Annotated in this window: 10 protein-coding genes; 5 read left to right on the forward strand and 5 right to left on the reverse strand. The window is 70.1% G+C overall.

Annotated features, from left to right (window positions below; translation table 11 throughout):
- Nucleotides 1–26 precede the first annotated feature (26 nt).
- The 3 genes from WME85_RS25570 to WME85_RS25580 form a co-directional block, all read right to left on the reverse strand.
- A complete protein-coding gene (locus WME85_RS25570) occupies nucleotides 27–239 on the reverse strand; it encodes a hypothetical protein (protein WP_437841923.1) in 213 nt (70 codons plus the stop codon).
- Between the two features lie 703 nt (nucleotides 240–942).
- Nucleotides 943–2229, reverse strand: coding sequence for a hypothetical protein (locus WME85_RS25575; protein WP_437841924.1), 1287 nt, complete (start codon nucleotides 2227–2229; stop codon nucleotides 943–945).
- A 72-nt stretch (nucleotides 2230–2301) separates the two neighbouring features.
- Nucleotides 2302–3216: an SDR family oxidoreductase gene (locus WME85_RS25580; protein ID WP_437841926.1), complete on the reverse strand. Its 915-nt coding sequence runs from the start codon at nucleotides 3214–3216 to the stop codon at nucleotides 2302–2304.
- Nucleotides 3217–3400: 184 nt separating this feature from the next.
- Between WME85_RS25580 and WME85_RS25585 the strand changes: the two genes are divergently transcribed.
- From WME85_RS25585 to WME85_RS25600, 4 genes are all read left to right on the forward strand, one after another.
- Nucleotides 3401–3610: a hypothetical protein gene (locus tag WME85_RS25585; RefSeq protein ID WP_437841928.1), complete on the forward strand. Its 210-nt coding sequence runs from the start codon at nucleotides 3401–3403 to the stop codon at nucleotides 3608–3610.
- Nucleotides 3611–3644: 34 nt separating this feature from the next.
- Nucleotides 3645–3761 (forward strand): RICIN domain-containing protein, encoded by a 117-nt coding sequence (locus WME85_RS25590; RefSeq protein WP_437841930.1) that lies wholly within the window; start codon nucleotides 3645–3647, stop codon nucleotides 3759–3761.
- Between the two features lie 120 nt (nucleotides 3762–3881).
- Nucleotides 3882–5399 carry a hypothetical protein gene (locus tag WME85_RS25595; protein WP_437841931.1) on the forward strand — a complete coding sequence of 506 codons (1518 nt, stop codon included), beginning with the start codon at nucleotides 3882–3884 and terminating at the stop codon, nucleotides 5397–5399.
- A 40-nt stretch (nucleotides 5400–5439) separates the two neighbouring features.
- Entirely contained in the window at nucleotides 5440–7761 is a 2322-nt protein-coding gene (locus tag WME85_RS25600) for a family 43 glycosylhydrolase (protein WP_437841932.1), read from the forward strand.
- Between the two features lie 194 nt (nucleotides 7762–7955).
- Here WME85_RS25600 and WME85_RS25605 read toward each other — a convergent pair whose 3' ends face one another.
- On the reverse strand, nucleotides 7956–10868 hold the full coding sequence (locus WME85_RS25605) for a WD40 repeat domain-containing serine/threonine protein kinase (RefSeq protein ID WP_437841934.1): 2913 nt from the start codon (nucleotides 10866–10868) through the stop codon (nucleotides 7956–7958).
- 298 nt (nucleotides 10869–11166) lie between these two features.
- Here WME85_RS25605 and WME85_RS25610 point away from each other — a divergent pair, with 298 nt between their 5' ends.
- Nucleotides 11167–15087, forward strand: coding sequence for a LodA/GoxA family CTQ-dependent oxidase (locus WME85_RS25610; protein WP_437841935.1), 3921 nt, complete (start codon nucleotides 11167–11169; stop codon nucleotides 15085–15087).
- Nucleotides 15088–15151: 64 nt separating this feature from the next.
- On the opposite strand, the gene WME85_RS25615 is transcribed toward WME85_RS25610, so the two are convergent.
- Nucleotides 15152–16534 carry an NAD(P)/FAD-dependent oxidoreductase gene (locus WME85_RS25615; protein WP_437841937.1) on the reverse strand — a complete coding sequence of 461 codons (1383 nt, stop codon included), beginning with the start codon at nucleotides 16532–16534 and terminating at the stop codon, nucleotides 15152–15154.
- Between the last annotated feature and the right edge of the window lie 93 nt (nucleotides 16535–16627).

Raw genomic sequence — 16627 nt, forward strand, 5'->3', positions numbered from 1 at the left:
GACGGCCGGCGTGGGTTGCTCTCAGCTCAGCGCGCGCAGAAGAACCCGCCGGACGCGCGCCCGCACACCTCCTGCTTCCCGTCGCGGTCGAGGTCCGGGTAACCAAGAGTCCCCCAGTAGAACTCCGCCGAGCCCCAGCCGCCCGGGTCGCCGTAGTCGCTCGTCCAGAAGCTGTACGGGTTGCAGGTGCTCCCGTTCGACAGCGCGCAGGAGAGCCCTCCGGCCGAGCGGCCGCACACGTCTTGCTTGCCGTCTCCGTTGACGTCCGGGAACTCGATGGTCCCCCACGCCGACTCGGCCCAGAACCACCCCAGCGCATCGCTGAACCCCGTGGTCCAACGAGGCCGGCGGTTCTTCGAGCTGCTCCGACCGGCCCGCCGGCCCAGCTCAGGACCTGCGCGAGGCGCTCGCGCGCACCGCGCCCATGCTCCGGTTTCTGCCGGCCCATACGAGCGCGCCCAGGCGCCGGTACTCGGCCAGCGCGCGCTCGCGGCCGGACACGAAGATCCAGCTGGAATTCAGCCGGACACGTGCTCAATGAGGTACCCCATTTCGTTCGTCTCTTCATCCGCGCCAGCCAGCGCATCTGGACTCGACACTGACGGGCCGATCCGTTCGGCGAACCAACGCAGCACATCTCCGAACGAGGCGCCGGCTCGGGATGCATACGGAGCGCAGCAGCGATGGCAGCGGGGTCGACGAGCGCGTGGAGTCCGTCTGTGCAGCGGACCAGCCTGTCGCCGCGACACAGCGCGACCCAGGCTAGATCGACCACGGGCGCATCCGCCGTACCCAGCGCGCGCGTGATGACGTTCCGAGGAAGTTCGGCCAGCTGCTCGGCCATTTCCCGCAAAAAGCGTGTCCCCTCCGGGAGCGAGTCGGCCTCATCAGGAGAGAGCGCGAGCGCCCTGCGGACGTCCTCGTCCAGCGTGTGATCGCGCGTCAGCTGGACGAGCCGCTCGTCCCGGAAGAGGTACACACGCGTATCGCCGACGTGCGCCAGGACCAGGCCTCGGGCAGCACCTGCCCTTCCTGCACCGCGAGGCGGCCATTGACCAGCACCGCCCGCACCGCGCGATCGTTCCTGCGCACCAGCCGCACGATGCCATCGAAGCCCTCGACCGGCGCCTCCGCGACCCGATCCACCTCGCCGTCGATGCCCGCGGGATCGAGCACCACCACGTCCGCCCGCCCGCCGACCTCCAGCCTGCCCGCGTCGATCCCGAGCCAGTCGCCGATCTCCGCGGTGAGGCGCTGGATCGCGCGCTCGACCGGCATGATCGCGCGGCCCTCACGGGCGGCGTCCTTGACCATCCGGAGCAGGCGCAGCGGGAAATCCAGGATCTGCGACCGCTCTACCCAGAGGTTGGATGCGACGTCGGCAATGCGCTCGTTCGCGATGGACTTCCCCTCGATCGTGAGGTGGCCGCGCGTGAGCTCGATCATCCGCATTGGATGGTCCATGTTGCGGGAGGCGAACAGGGTCTTGGACAGCGCCACGCAGTCGGGCAGAGCCCGGAAGCGGACCGATCCGCCGGCCTGAAGCTCGCGGTAGAGCCGCTCCCCGCGCTGCTCTACATGGCGCATCCGTAACGTCCGACTCAGCTCGGCGTAGCGCGAGGTGCGTGCTCCAATGAAGACCCACGGCGCCTGTGGTGTCGCCCGGTAGCCGATGCCGCCGAAGTAAAACGTGTAGAGATCCTCGATGTCGGCGTAGAAGTCGGTCCGGGTGCCTTTGCGCTCCCGGGCCTGGATCGCGTTCTGGTACAGCACGAACACGGGCTGCGAGCCCACGACCCACCACGTGCCCAGCGCGATCACGACGCCCAGAGCGATCGCCCCGTAGCCGACGCGATACAGCACCGACACGTCCCCATCGAACCGCACCGTGCTGCCCGGCCCTGGTACCAGGGACAGCACCAGGGCGCCCGCACCGGCGAACAGCGCTGCCAGAAACCACCCGGTAAAAAGAAGCGAACGGCTCTTGCCGTAGGGATCAGATGTGTGCCAGTACACCTGCTCGATGTCCGCCGGCGAGATGTCGAGCGCCTTGATGAGCCGGTACGTCTTGCCGTCGTAGAGCTGGTGCTCGCCGGCTGCGACCGAGGCCGCGGCAGCATCCCCCGAAGCAACGTCAGGCGTACGCGACGGTTCGCGGGCCGCGCCGGCTGTCGCACCCCATGGCGGCCCCGGTCGCGGCTGCGCCAGGCCCTTCCCAGGGCGCCGCACCGATGCGCCCGGCGCCGCACCGGTGACGATCAGCGCGATGAATCGGCAGGATTTCTGACGCGCGGAGCCAGGTTAGCGATACCCCGTGACGTCGGCGGGCTTGCCGGCGTCCTGGACCTCGACGAGGTACCGCCACGCGTCCGGCTGGGAGCCGTCGAGGTCGGTGAAGCCGTAGACCCTCGCGAGCTGGCCGCTCGACAGGGACTTTCCGGACCAGCGGGCAACGTCGGGGTCAGCGGCGAGCGCCGCCACGGCGCGGCCGACGTAAGCGGGGGTCTCCGAGATCGCGAAATGAGGCTGCTTCGCGAGCGCGTCGCGCCACCGCTCCTCGGTGACCTCGTAGTGCCCCAGCATGATCTCCGACCGAAGCCAGCCCGGCGTCAGGGCGACGGCCGTGCCGCCGTGGGCCCGCAGCTCCTCCGCCTGGGCGAACGCCATGCGGAGGACCGCTGTCTTGGCGAGATCGTAGAAGAAGGACACGCGGTAATGGCCGGCGTTGTAATCGGCCGTGCCGTCCGTGATCTCGACGACAAGCCCGCCAGGCCTCCTGATGAGCAGCGGCAGGGCGTGGTAGCTCGTGATGATGTGGGTATCGATGGCCAGCCGCAGCAGCCGCATTCCGTTGTCCAGCGAGTGCTCCCACAGCGGCTTGTCCCACGCGAACAGGTGCTCGCCGCCCCACACGTCGTTGACCAGCACGTCGAGCCGGCCCTGCTCCCGCTCGATGCGCGCCACGAGCGCCCGGACCTGCTCGCTCTCCAGGTGATCCACCTGCACCGCGATCCCCTCGCCCCCCGCCCGGGTGACCAGCTCGGCGGTCTCCTCGATGGTCTCGGGCCGATCCATCTCCGAGCGCTGCGCGCGCGTCGTGCGGCCCGTGACGTACACGGTCGCGCCCGCCGCGCCCAGCTGGACCGCGATCCCCCTGCCCGCGCCGCGCGTCGCGCCCGCCACGAGGGCCACCTTGCCGTGAAGTGCTCTGCTCATGCTCCATCCTCCTCTGCCAGTGCGCGAGCGAGGGTGGCATGGAGATCCTGACATCTCCTGTCAGGTATTCCGCGGCGAAGATCGAGGCCGTGGTGCCCTGCACGAACGGTCTCGACATCCCGCGGTCGGCCTCGGCGAGCCGCTCGAGCGACAGCACATCGATAACGATCTGAATGTCCGGCAGGTGTTGCTTCAGATCGCCCGCGACAAAGGGATCCCCTTCATCGACCTGATGGCCTCCAGCGCCGCGTGGCTGGACAGCATCGAGCGAGCACAGGCCAGGGCCTTCTACGTGGACGGCGACGCCACGCGCTCGTCGAGGTGGATGGGCCCCAGGGGAACGGTGGCCGTGAGCTCGTCGCCGGGCCATTTTCGATTGACGCCGCCGTTGTGAGCGTTCACAATCGCTTTCGAACGACACTTTCGCTTTGTTCAAGACAACCGACAAGGCCCTCGACGTCAACCTCGCGCTCACGGCGAACAACTCTCCGCCGAGCATCCGGACCTGCGACGGCGAGCCGAACCAGCGGTGGACCAGGATGTGAACGCCTCGCCCGCTCGAGCGCCGGAGCACCTCACGCCGGCGTCCATCGGAGCAGCAACTACGCACGAGACCGAGGAGCGAGATGGCACGTCTGGGAAGCAGCTCGAGAGCACGATTCTTGGTGGCGCTCTTGTCGACGTCCGGGTGCAGCGACCCGGTGACGACGACCGGCGGAGACGCAGGACCCGATGCCGAGCCCCCCGCTTGCTCCGAGGGCACCTGGGATCACGACGGCGATAGCGCGACGAGCTGCGTCGCATGGTCAAACTGCGCCGCGGGCACCTTCGCGAGCGCCGAGGGCTCGCCTGCGGCGGACCGGCGGTGCGCGGCGTGCCCGCAGGACACGTTCAGCGACACGATGAACGCGCCGAGCTGCAGGATGCACGCGCCCTGCGCGCCGGGGACGAGGCAGACCGCGCCGGGGACGAGCACCACGCCCGCGCAGTGTGACGCCTGCTCGCCGGGCACGTACTGCGCAGGCGGGACCGCCGCGCTCGTGGATTGCGCGGACGGCACCTGGGACGACGACGCCGATCCCACGACGACATGCGTCGCGTGGACCGACTGCGTGCCAGGGGAGCACGTCGGCACGGAGGGGAGCAGCACCGCGGACCGCAGCTGCCTCGAGTGTACGAACGGCGAGCACACGGCCACGATGAACGCGACCAGCTGCTCCCCGGGCGCCTGGGTGCTGAGCTACTTCGGGCCGGCTCAGGACGTACCGAGCGATTCGCTGCACCTCGCCTACAGCACCGACGGGCTTCAGTGGTCGACCCTCGCCGATGGACGGCCTGCGTACCAGCTCACCGGGATGGGAACGAATCACATCCGGGATCCGTTCCTGTTCCGCAAGAATGATGGAACGTACGTCTATATCGCCACGGACTGGACGCTCGCGAACAACGACTCCAACTACTGGAACCGTCCGAGCTCCAAGATCTTCGTGGCGGACTCGACCGATCTCATCACCTTCAAGAATCCGCGGCTGATCACGCTCACGAACCTTCCGGGCCCCAGCGCCACCCCGATGCACGCCTGGGCCCCGGAGGCTTACTACGACCCCGATCGCAAGCTCTATGCGATCATCTGGTCCGGAAACGACACCACGGGCGCGAACCGCATCTACGTCAGCTACACCGAGGACTTCGTCACCATCGTCAACCCGACGCCCGACGTGCTCTTCGATCCGGGCTACAGCGTCATCGACGCGACGATCACGCAATGGAATGACCGCAACTACCTCTTCTTCAAGGACGAGACGGACAGCAGCGGGGGTGCGCTCACCGGATCGGGCAAGGACATCCAGATCGCGCGCTCCTCGACGCTCGCGCTCGATCCGGGGACGTTCACGCGATGGAGCCCGGACTACATCACGCGCGGGTCGACCCAGAGCAGGAGACGAGCGACGGAGGGACCGTTTGTCATCAAGGATCCGCGGCAGAGCCGATGGTACGTGTTCGCCGACTACTACCTGAACGGCGGTGTTTTCGGGTGCTGGAGCACGACGGATCTCGACGCGGATCCGGGCTCCTGGACGGAGCTCCCGAGCGCGCAGTACCGCTTTCCGTCCGGCGTGCGCCACGCGAACGCGGTCCGGGTCACGCAGGCGGAGCTCGACGCGATCATCGCCCACTACTGAACATTCTACCGGATCCGCAGCACCTGAGCTTCCCCTTATCATGCGCGCACCGATATCTCTCCACCCAGAGTGTACTTCCCTCTCTGCGCCGCGCGTCGCGCTGACGGCGGCGGCTTGCGCCTTCTCCACGCTGCTCGTGGTGGTCGGGTGCTCGGATGGGCACTCGACCCAGGCGCAGGACGCGTCGCCCGGATCACCGAGCAGTTCATTGCGGATCACGACGGCGGGCACAGCGCTCAGCACCTCGGAGTCCGGCGCGCGGGTGACCGTGAGCGTGGCGCTCGACGCCCCGCCGAGCGGGCCTGTCACGGTGCCGGTCTCGAGCTCGGACGCGACCGAAGGCTCCGTCTCAGCGACGACCGTCTCCTTCACGGCGGAGGACTGGAGCGTCCCTCGAGAGATCACGGTCACGGGCGTGGACGATGCGGAGAGCGACGGGGATCAGATCTTCCGCGTCCGCTTCGGTCCCTCGGCCTCCGTGGACCCAGCGTGGGACGGCCTCGTCGCGGAGTCCGCGGACATCACGAACACGGACGACGACGGTCCACGGACGGCGGCGATCGTCGTCAGCGACCCGTCGGGGACCCTCGCCGAGCGCGGCGCGCCCGTGACGTTCACCGTGCTCCTCGCATCGCAGCCGAGCGCGCCCGTGACGATCGCTCTCAGCGTCAGCGACACGACCGAGGCGACGCTGAACCATGCGGACCTGACGTTCACGGATGCGAACTGGAGCACGGCGCAGACCGTGACCTTGAGCAGCGTCGACGACTGGCAGGCCGACGGAGCTCAGCCCGTACGCGTCGTCTTCGGCTCACCGGCCAGCGAGGACCCCGGGTATGCCGCCCTCGCCGCCCCCGCTGATCTCGAGCTCTCCAATCTCGACGACGACGTCGGAGGGGGCTACCAGATTCGCACGACGGACATGGAGGGCGCCCCGCTCTACGTCGCGCACTCCTATTATCATGCGATGATCACCGAGCTCGACGACAGGGCAAACAACCAGGTCCCTGCCGACTTCCAGTGGAGAGTGGTGCCCGGCCTCGCGAACCCGGATGATCCGACGCTGGTGTCATTCGAGTCTGTGGGCTTCGGCGGTCGCTACCTGCACGTCGACAGCGTGAATTCGACCCGGTACCCGCCGCAGAATGAGACGTCCAACCGGGCTGACGGGCTCTGGCAGACCCCATCCGAAGAGAGGAGTCACCTTCTGTGGATCGACGTGTTCACGGATACCACCACGTTCCGGAGGGACGCCACGTTCCGGATCGTGCCCGCGCTGAACGGGGATCCGACGATGGTCTCGCTGCAGTGGTACTCGGACGCGACACGTTATCTCCGGAGCCTGAACGACCAGATCTATGCGCACGCGCTCGACGGCACGGCGATCGAGAGCTCGGAGGCGTCGTTCGCGCTCGAACCGCTCGGCTATTTGATCTCGCAGCGCGCTGACCCCCACATCAAGCGGCACACGGACGGTTACTATTACTTCACCGCGAGCGTGCCGACGTACGATCGCATCGAGATCAGGCGCGCGACCACGATACGAGGCCTGGCCAGCGCGCCCCCGAAGGTCGTCTGGACGAAGCACGCGACCGGCCCGATGGCGGCGCACATCTGGGCGCCCGAGCTACATTTCATCGACGGCAAGTGGTACATCTACTTCGCCGCCGGAAGCTCGACCGACATCTGGGCCATCCGCATGTATGCGCTCGAAAGCTCATCGGCCAACCCGATGGATGGCACGTGGACCGAGCGAGGGCAGATCGTGACGGACTCGGACACCTTCGCGCTCGACGCGACGACGTTCGAGCACGACGGCAAGCGGTACCTCGTGTGGGCGCAGGAGGACCCCGGCGTCGGGGGCGACAACAGCAGCTTGTTCATCGCGGCCATGGTGAACCCGTGGACGCTGGCCAGCCCCAACGTGCGGATCGCCAGACCCGAGCACGCCTGGGAGACGGCGGGGTTCGCGGTCAACGAAGGTGCCGCCGTGCTCGAGCGGAATGGGCGGGTCTTCATCAGCTACTCGGCGAGCGCGACGGACGCCCGCTACTGCCTCGGCCTGCTCACGGCGAGCGCGACGGGCGACCTGCTGAGCGCCACCTCGTGGACGAAGAACGAGAATCCAGTGTTCGTCAGCGCAAACGGGCTTTATGGCCCGGGCCACAACTCGTTCACGACCTCGGCGGACGGATCGATCGACGTGCTCGTGTACCACGCGCGAAACTACGAGAAGATCACGGGGGACCCGCTCTACGACCCGAACCGTCACACGCGCGTCCAGCGGCTCGAATGGAACGCAGACGGAACGCCGAACTTCGGCGTACCGCTCCTGAACGGCGCGAACACGATCGGCGACTGACCGTTCCGTGGAGGAGTCGAGCACGAGGAGCGAGGAGCGAGGAGCGAGGAGCGAGGAGCGGAGCGCAGCACGAGGCGGTGAATTTGACGATGGCGTTCCCGCTCGATCGTGATCGTGAACGAAGCGTCAGCGCCGGCGAGCGGCGAGGCTCCGGCGGCGAGTCGACCGCTGCCTGCGCGGCCACGGCGCCGAGCTCAGCGCAGCGCCGCCTCCCAGACCTTGATCGTCCCGTCATCGCTGGCGGAGGCGAGCCGGCGCCCGTCGGGGCTGAAGACCACGTTGTTGACGGCCTGGGTGTGCCCGCGAAAGGTGCGCAGCTCCCGGCAGGCAGCGACGTCCCAGACCCTCACCGTCTGGTCCTCGCTCGCCGAGGCGAGGCAGCGGCCATCCGGGCTGAAAGCGACCTTGTACACGCGCTCCGTGTGCCCGCGCAGGGCGCAGACCTCGGCGCCGGTCTCCGCCTCCCAGACCCTCACCGTCTGGTCCGCGCTCGCCGAGGCGACACGCCGCCCGTCGGGGCTGAAGGTCACCCTGAGGACCTTCAGCGTGTGTCCACGCAGGGCACGCAGCTCCTCCCCGGTGGCCAGGCTCCACAAGCGCACGCTCCAGTCCGTGCTCGCGGACGCGAGGAGCCGCCCGTCGGCGCTGATGGCGACGCTCCAGATCCAGTTGGTGTGCCCGCGGAGCACCCGCCTCGTCTCGCCGGAGGCCACGTCCCACACGCGGACGGTCCGGTCCCAGCCGCACGAGACGATGGCGCGGCCGTCGGGGCTGAACGCCACGCCATAGACCCGATCGGTGTGCCCCCGGAGCGTGGAGAGGGGCAGTCCGCTCATCTCCTCCGTGTCCCAGAGGGAGATCGTCTTGTCGGCGCTCGCGGACGCCAGGACCCGGCCGTCAGGGCTGAACGCCACGCTGGTCACCAGCGCGGCGTGCCTGGACACGCTCCAGACGCACTCCCCCTGATCGGCGTCCCACAGCCGCACCGCCCGATCCTCGCCGGCCGACGCGATCTGCCGCCCATCCGGGCTGAACGCCACGGCGTGGACGCTCGCGTCGTGGCCGTGCAGCGTCATCGGCACGGCGTCGTTCGACGCGTCGGACGTCGCCGCGCTCCACACGCGCACCGTGCGATCGTCGCTCGCCGACGCGAGCAGCGAGCTGTCGCGGTTGAAGGCCACGCAGTTCACCGTGTCGGCGTGCGCGCGCAACGTCAGCGCCTCCTGGCCCGTGGCCGTGTCCCAGATACGCACCGTCTTGTCCCCGCTGCCGGAGACGAGGCGCGCCCCGTCCGAGCTGAAGGCGAGGCTGAAGACGCCGCCGCTGTGCCCGCGCAGGGCGCGCACCTCTTGCCCCGTCGTTGCGTCCCAGATCCGGACGATCTTGTCTCCGCCGCCGGAGGCCAGATGTCGCCCATCCGGGCTGAAGGCGAGCGCCCACACGAACGCGGAGTGACCGCACAGGCGATACCGCTCCTGGCCAGTCGCGACGTCCCAGACCCTCACCGTCTGGTCGTAGCTGGCCGAGGCGACGAGCTGCCCATCCGCGCTGAAGACAGCGCTGTTCACCATGTCCGTGTGGCCGTGCAAGGTGCGGATCTCGCTCCCCGTGCCGGCGTCCCAGAGCTTCACCGTGTGATCGTCGCTCGCCGACGCGATGAGGCGACCATCGGGGCTGTAGCTGACGCTCACGACGACGTCCGTGTGGCCCTGGAAGAGGTGCACCGTCGAGCCGGCGCGGACGTCCCAGACGCGGACGATGCCCTCCTGGCTGGCGGCGGCCAGGCGCTCGCCGTCCGGGCTGAAGCGCATGGCATAGACCTGATCGGTGTGACCGCGGAAGATCCGGACCGGCGAGCCCGTCGCCGCGTCCCAGATGCGGACCGTCTGATCGTCGCTCGACGTGGCGAATTGACGGCCATCCGGGCTGAACGTGACGCAGTAGATCACGTCCTCGTGGCCGCGCACGGTGAGCAGCTTGCCCTGGCGGAGCCCGAGGAGGCAGTGCCACTCCCAGCCGCGCAGCGACGCGGGGCACGCGTTGAGCAGATCGTCGAGGCGCTGCATCTGGCCGCCGGCCCACTCGCGCTCGGCAAGGGCGATGTTCTTGAAGTAGAGCTCTGACTCCAGACGCTCCCACGTCGAGCGCGGGCGCCCGCGGACCGGCGCGCCCCTGAGGAAGCGCTCGAGATCCTCGGCGACCGCGGCCGCGCTGGGGTAGCGCTGGTGCGGCTCCTTCTCGAGGCACTTGAGGCAGATCCCCTCGATGTCGAGCGGGAGGCCGCTCTGCACGCGGCTCGGGGGCACCGGCGGCTCGAGGAGCACCTTGTGGAGGAGGTCGACAAGGCCGTTCCCGACGAAGGGCGGGCGGCCGGCGAGCAGCTCATACAGGATGGCCCCCAGCGAGTAGACGTCGGCCGCGGGGCCGATGTCCGCGCTGCGGCCCTGGGCCTGCTCCGGAGCCATGTAGAGGGGCGTGCCGATCAGGTCTCCTGTCTGCGTCTCCCCAGCGCCGCCCTCCAGCCGCTTGGCCACCCCGAAATCGCTGATCTTGGGCGAGCCGTCGCGCGCGAGCAGGACGTTGCTGGGCTTGAGATCGCGGTGGACGATGCCCCGCTGGTGGGCGGCGGCCATCGCCTCCGCCAGCGTCCGCACCAGCCGCGCCGCCTCGCGCACCGACCACGCCCCGCGATCGAGCCTCCGCTCCAGCGTCTCTCCCTCCACGAGCTCGAGCGCGAAATAGGGGACCCCTTCGGCCTCGCCGACATCGTAGATCTGCACGATGTTCGGGTGGCTCAGCGACGCCAGCGCCCTGGCCTCGACACGAAACCGCGTGAGCTGCCGCTTGCCGGCGTGCTTCCCGGCGAGGATCACCTTCAGCGCGACGAACCGATCCAGCGAGAGCTGCCGGGCCCGGTAGACGACGCCCATCGCTCCCCGGCCCAGCTCTTCCACGAGCTCATAGCCAGGGATGGCCGGAGAGCGGCTGGAGTGCAGCAGTGTGGCCGGCGGCCCATCCCAGCCGAGCGTCGTGCCGTTCGGCGCCGGAGCGGCCTCTGGTCCCGCCGCGACCTCCGCGACCGCGCAGATGTTGTCGGAAGGCTGCATAGGCGCGCACCGCACGCAGCGGACAGAGGCTCCGGCTGTGTGCCTCGACCCTACGCGGCCCCCTCACTGCCTGTCAAGAGCGGCGCAGGGCTCGAGCGCGCGGCGCCGCGCTCCGCGAGCTCGAGCGTTCAGGGCGCTCGCTGCTCTGTCTGGTCGCCATGACTGGATGAACATCGGCGCTCACGGCGTCCAGCGCGGCCGTGGTATGGCTGTCACCGAGAATCACCCGATCGAGCGACGGGCGCGCCGGAGAGCCGCTCTCGCGAGGCGCATCCGACGACGGCGCGCTTCACCGTGGGTGATCGAGATCCTTGAAGGGGAGATGATGGACACGAGCTTGATCGCTTATTGCAGGATATACCCGGGGCTCGGCGTCGCCCGGGTCGGCAACAGCCCGGATGCCTTCTTCATCGGCCCGGAGAACCCGGGCGCGCCCGCCGCGGTCCCGGGCGGCTACAAGGACGCCCAGGGCCGGGTCAAGCGCCAGGCTGCCCGCTTCCGCGTCTATGCCTACGACGCAGAGGGCCGCGCCCTCGGCGAGCTGACCGCCGCCCACGCGACGATCACGTGGCGTGTCGAGCTCGCCAACAAGAAGGCGTCTTTCACCTACTTTGCCGGCAAGTACAAGGATCCGGAGAAGGGAGAGCGCAATCCCGATGTCAAGGGCGAGGATCGCGCGGGCCTCGAGATCCGGCCGGGGCCGCGCGAGATCACCGGCAGGAGCGTGCGCGGCGCGGCGCACCGCTTCGACAGCGGCGCCTTCCGCTACCCGCTCGGACAGGGCACGTACGAGACGCGGAACGTCCCCCTCGGCGAGCTGCAGACGGACGCCGAGGGCCGCCTGCTCGTCCTCGGCGGCTTCGGCAAGTCGGCCTCGGCGCTCCCGGACAACCCCGTCGGCAATCCGGCGACGACACGGACCGGGCAGCCACCCAACAACTACGCCAACAACGTGGGCTGGTACGACGACACCTCCGACGGACCGGTGAGCGCCACCGTCGTGGCGGGCAACCGTCGGATCGAGGTGCGCGGCGACGCCCACGTCATCGTCGCTCCGCCGGACTTCGCGCCCGACCTCACCAACATCGTGACGCTCCACGACGTCGCGCGCGAGGTATGGTTCCCCGCCCCGCCGGCGGAGGTCTCCTTTCATCGAGACGTCGCGCCGATCCTCCAGCGCATCGCCGCGCTGCGCTGGGTCAACGCGAACGCGCTGCGCGGCCACGGCCCCGGGCGCCGCGGCGATTTCCTCGACCCCAAGGTCGAGGAGCAGCTCGCCAGCCCGGGCGCCGGGTCGGCGCCGCTCCGCCAGGAGGTCTTCAAGCGAATCCGCGCCCCGGCCGGGGTCCCTTTCCACCCGGAGGACCTCACGGCGCGCGCCCTTCCAGCCAGCGGCGACGTCGCCCTCTTCGCCACCGGGCAGGCCGATGCGGCGCCGGCGTTGGCGCGCGTCAAGACGCCGCTCGCCACCGGGGAGCAGGCCCAGGCACAGGCCTACGCGCAGTTCATGCCCATCCTGGCCGGCGATGGCGGCGATCCCGAGCAGGGCGACCCGACGAAGTGGATGACCCTGCTCCCCAGCCAGTACGAGATCCTCCGCCGCTGGGCGGAAGGGGACTTCACGCCGGGTGAGCGCCATGCGCCGAGGGCCCGGCTCGAGAGCTACCCTGTCCACGAGCAGCCGGAGGCCCTCGACCGCGCGGCGCTCGAGCGGTGTGTCGGCGCGCCCTTCTACCCGGGCATCGAGATGACGTACATCGCCGCGGATCTGCGCTCGTGGGGCGAGCGGTTCCGGCTGTCGCCCTCCTTCGGGCCCGGCGACGTCACGAAGTACATGGCCCTCCCGTGGCAGGCAGACTTCTACGACTGCAACACGCACTGGTGGCCCGCGCAGCGGCCCGATGACGTCGCGACCGAGGCCGAGTTCGAGCGCATCTCGGCGCGCATCGGCGACAACGACACACCGGGCACCTTGCTGGAGCTGCTCGACGGCCGCGTTCGCTGGGATCGCGGCCTCCGGCCGAACGCAGAAGAGAAAGAGGAAGAGGACCAGAGCCAGAGCGAAGGCAGGAGCAAGGACAAGGAGCAGCCCGACTACGTCGGCGACAACGATATGGTCGAGCTCTGGCACCAGCTCGGCTTCGTGGTGCGAAAGCAGGGCCGGAACGGCGACGAGGTCTTCGTCGAGACCGAGCGCGCTCCCTTCGTGGGCCGCAACGTCGCGGAGAACCACCGGGCGTGGTTCAACATCCTGCTGAACATCGAGCAGAACCAGGATTTCTTGCCCAAGGCGCGGGAGCTCGCGCTCGACTTCCTCGCCCAGGCCGAGGCGCTGCAGCGGTCGCCGGGGTGCTTGTCGTTCCACCTGCCCTTCAGGTACAGCAAGGAGGCGCTCGCCGCCCGGCTCGAGGCCATTTACGACGAGCACGTCGACAACGGCGCGAGCTACGACCCGACCACCGACGAGCTGATCCAGTCGTACGAGGACATGCTCGATCGGCTCTACCAGTTCGCGCCGTTCAACCAGCTCGACGGCGCCTGGCTGCGCAACGTGACGCGCGCCGGCCCGATCGACGAGGTCCACGCCCTCCTCTTCTCCATCTGGTCCGACGAGGTGGGCAACGGCGATCCGGCGAAGAACCATTGCAACATCTACACCTCGCTGCTCCAGAGCGTCGGATTCTACCTGCCGCCCGTCGAGTCCGAGGCCTACGCGCAGAACCCGAAGATGCTCGACTCCGCCTACACGGCGGGGGTCTTCCAGCTCGCCATCTCCCAGTTCTCGGAGGACTTTCTCCCCGAGATCCTGGGCATGACGCTCCAGCTCGAGTGGGAGGCTCCCTCGCTCGTCATGACGCGGAAGCAGCTCCGTAGCTACGGGATCGACCCGCACTTCTACGAGCTGCACATCGCCATCGACAACGCCGTCTCCGGCCACGGCGGTCAGGCCAGGACCGCGGTGGAGCTCCACCTCGACAACGTGCGGGTCCAGGGCGGCGAGGAGGCGGTGCAGGAGACCTGGCGGCGGATCTGGAACGGCTACGTGGCCTTCGCGACCACGGGCACGCTGTACCAGGACATCCAGGAGAAGATCGAGATGAGGAGGCGCAAGACCAGGCTCAAGTCGCTGGAGGAGCAGGTCGTCGCGATCATCGAGCAGAAGAGGCCTTATGCGAGCCGCAACCACGGGACCAAGCGCCTCGGCCCGAACCTGCTGAACAACTGGTTCGACGACCCCGAGGGACTCCTCGGGGAGCTGCGGCGCTCGGGCATGATCGTCGAAGGCGAGCCGGAGCTGAGCCCGTTCTTCCAGCTCACGAGCTTCGAAGGGCCCATGTACAAGGTCTTCACCGACGAGCAGATCGAGGTGTGGAAGGACTGGACGCGCGCGCTCGGGGGCGAGGAGCGGCCCGTGGAGAAGTACGACGCGGGCCTCGCCATGGCCCGGCTGCTCGACACCTTCCGCGAGCGGCAGGCCGGCGCGGGAGGCCACGGCGTGCTCCTCGCCGACCCGGACGCGAAGCCGGGCGAGTGCCCGGTGAAATCGCTGTCGTCCTGGTTCGAGCGCCCCCGCTTTCCGGCCAAGGAGCCGCCCGAGGAGCAGCGCAGAGCGCGGAACGAGCAGCTGCCCGGCCAGCTGCCCGAGAAGCCCGAGGAGGTCGACACGAGCACGCTGACGCTCATGCGGGTGCTCGCAGATCCGGGCAACGGCTGGGTGGTGCCCTGGTCGGCCGGCCGGAGCGCGCTGGTCATGCAGATGCTCTCGGGGAACGGCCCGATGTCGAGGGCGTTCCAGGCGATGTCGCCCGACAGGAAGGACAGGAGCTACCGCGACGTGGTCGTCACATGGATCAACCGCGGCTGCCCGATGCCAGGCGAGACGCTGGTGCAGCTGGAAGGCGCCCCACCCGAGGAGGCCGCGCCCCTGGCCGCGGCCGCTGGCGAGCTCCGGGCCGCGGCCGCTGGCGAGCTCCGGGCCGCAGCGGTGGACACGCCCCGCCGGGCCGCGACAGCTGACGTGCTCCGGGCCGCGGCCGCTGACACGCCCCGCCGGACAGCTGACGTGCTCCGGGCCGCGGCCGCTGACACGCCCCGCCGGACAGCTGACGTGCTCCGGGCCGCGGCCGCTGACACGCCCCGACCCGCGACGGCTGAGGCGCGCATCGCCAGAGAGGCCAAGGTCGGGAGGAGGGTCCGCGGCAAGGGCTTCCTGCACTGAGCACCGCGGGGGTCGGTTCGCTCGACCCCCGCCCGCCCGCGCGCGGTCCCCTCCGGGCCCCCCCCTACCCGACCGACTCGAAGATCCCGCGCGCGAGCAGCGCCTGCACGGCCACGATCACGGCGCGATCGGACGCGCCGGCCGGGTGGGCTGCCCGGTACGCCGCGACGATGGCGTGCGCCGGCGCGCCGCGCTCGGCCGCGCTGCAGAGCGCCTCGACGTCCACGCCCGCCGGCAGCTCCGGGGAGGCGCCGCGCGCCCGCTGCAAGCCGCGGGGCGCGAGGCGGAGGCGAGCGCGCGGATCGAGCGAGACCGGCGCCTCCTCCGGGCTGGACCACCACCGGCTTCGCCAGAAGGGTGAGCCCGGGAAGCGCTGCTCCAGCCGGTAGTATCGAGCCCGCGTCGACAGGTAGTCGTCGAACGCGCGGCGGCGGGCCGCAGCGTACCGGGAGAGGGACTGCGCGTCGCCGCCGAGGTGGGCTTCGATGGCGGCGGCGGCGTCGATCGCGTCTTCCAGGGCGTGCGCGATGCCCGACGAGGAGAGCGGATCGCGCGCGGTGGCGGCGTCGCCCACGGCGAGCCAGCCCGGCCCCGCGATCGGGTCGGACACCTCGCTGCACGCCGGGCGCACGTGCCACTCGCGCGCGGGGCTGAACGGCGCGATGCGCGCGGCCGTGTGCGTGCTCTGCGCGAGGAGCGCGCCGGCGAGCGCCGCCGGGCCGCACGCCGCCAGGGCGTCGGCGTCCGCGAAGAGCGTCACGACCAGCCGATCGCCCGCGAGGGGGGCCGAGTACAGCCAGCCGCCCTCGACCGCCTCGATCCACAGCGCGTCATCGAGCGCGACGGCGTCGCGCGGGGCGAGGAAGGCGGCGACGCCGACGAGCCGATCGAAGGCGCGCCGCCGCGCCCCCTGCGCTCGGGCGAAGGACGCTGTCCGCCCTGTCGCATCGACGACCACGGAGAACGTGAGCTCGTCGCCGCCGATGCGGGCGACCCAGCCCGAAGGCCCGCGCCTCACGAGGGGCGGCGGGTGAGCCCCCCGGATCACGCGCGCGCCGGCCGCCTCGGCGGCGTCGAGGAGCATGGCGTCGAACGAGGCGCGGCTCAGGTGGAAGCCCTCGCCCTCGGCGCAGGCGATGTAGTCGCGGTCCCGGAGCTCGGGCTCGCCCCACGCGGACCGGACGCCGGCCGAGCGCCGGTGCCCTCCAGCCAGGACCCCGTCGAGGACGCCGAGGCGCGAGAGGAGCGGGAGCGTGGGCGGGGCGATGTGCTCACCGAGCCGCGCGCCCGGCCCCTCGGCGCGCTCGACGACGAGCGCCGAGAGGCCACGGCGACGCAGCGCGATCGCCGCGGAAGCGCCGGCAGGGCCGCCGCCGAGCACCAGGACGTCGGCGCGCGGCGGCAGCTCTCCGTGCGCTCGCCCCGGGCGCGGGGCTCCTCTCGGCATGGGGCACGCTCGCTCCATCGCGCAGGGACAGCAAGCCGCGCGGGGCAGCAGCGCCGCGGGAATACACCTCGCTTCGCGGGCGTACGTCAGCCC

Source organism: Sorangium sp. So ce1153 (assembly GCF_051521595.1).
Lineage (GTDB): Bacteria > Myxococcota_A > Polyangia > Polyangiales > Polyangiaceae > Sorangium.

Bases quoted from the DNA above. Each gene is read 5' to 3' on its own strand.
- WME85_RS25580 (WP_437841926.1), bottom strand. From the start codon at position 3,216: ATGAGCAGAGCACTTCACGGCAAGGTGGCCCTCGTGGCGGGCGCGACG.
- WME85_RS25600 (WP_437841932.1), top strand. From the start codon at position 5,440: ATGCGCGCACCGATATCTCTCCACCCAGAGTGTACTTCCCTCTCTGCG.
- WME85_RS25605 (WP_437841934.1), bottom strand. From the start codon at position 10,868: ATGCAGCCTTCCGACAACATCTGCGCGGTCGCGGAGGTCGCGGCGGGA.
- WME85_RS25615 (WP_437841937.1), bottom strand. From the start codon at position 16,534: ATGCCGAGAGGAGCCCCGCGCCCGGGGCGAGCGCACGGAGAGCTGCCG.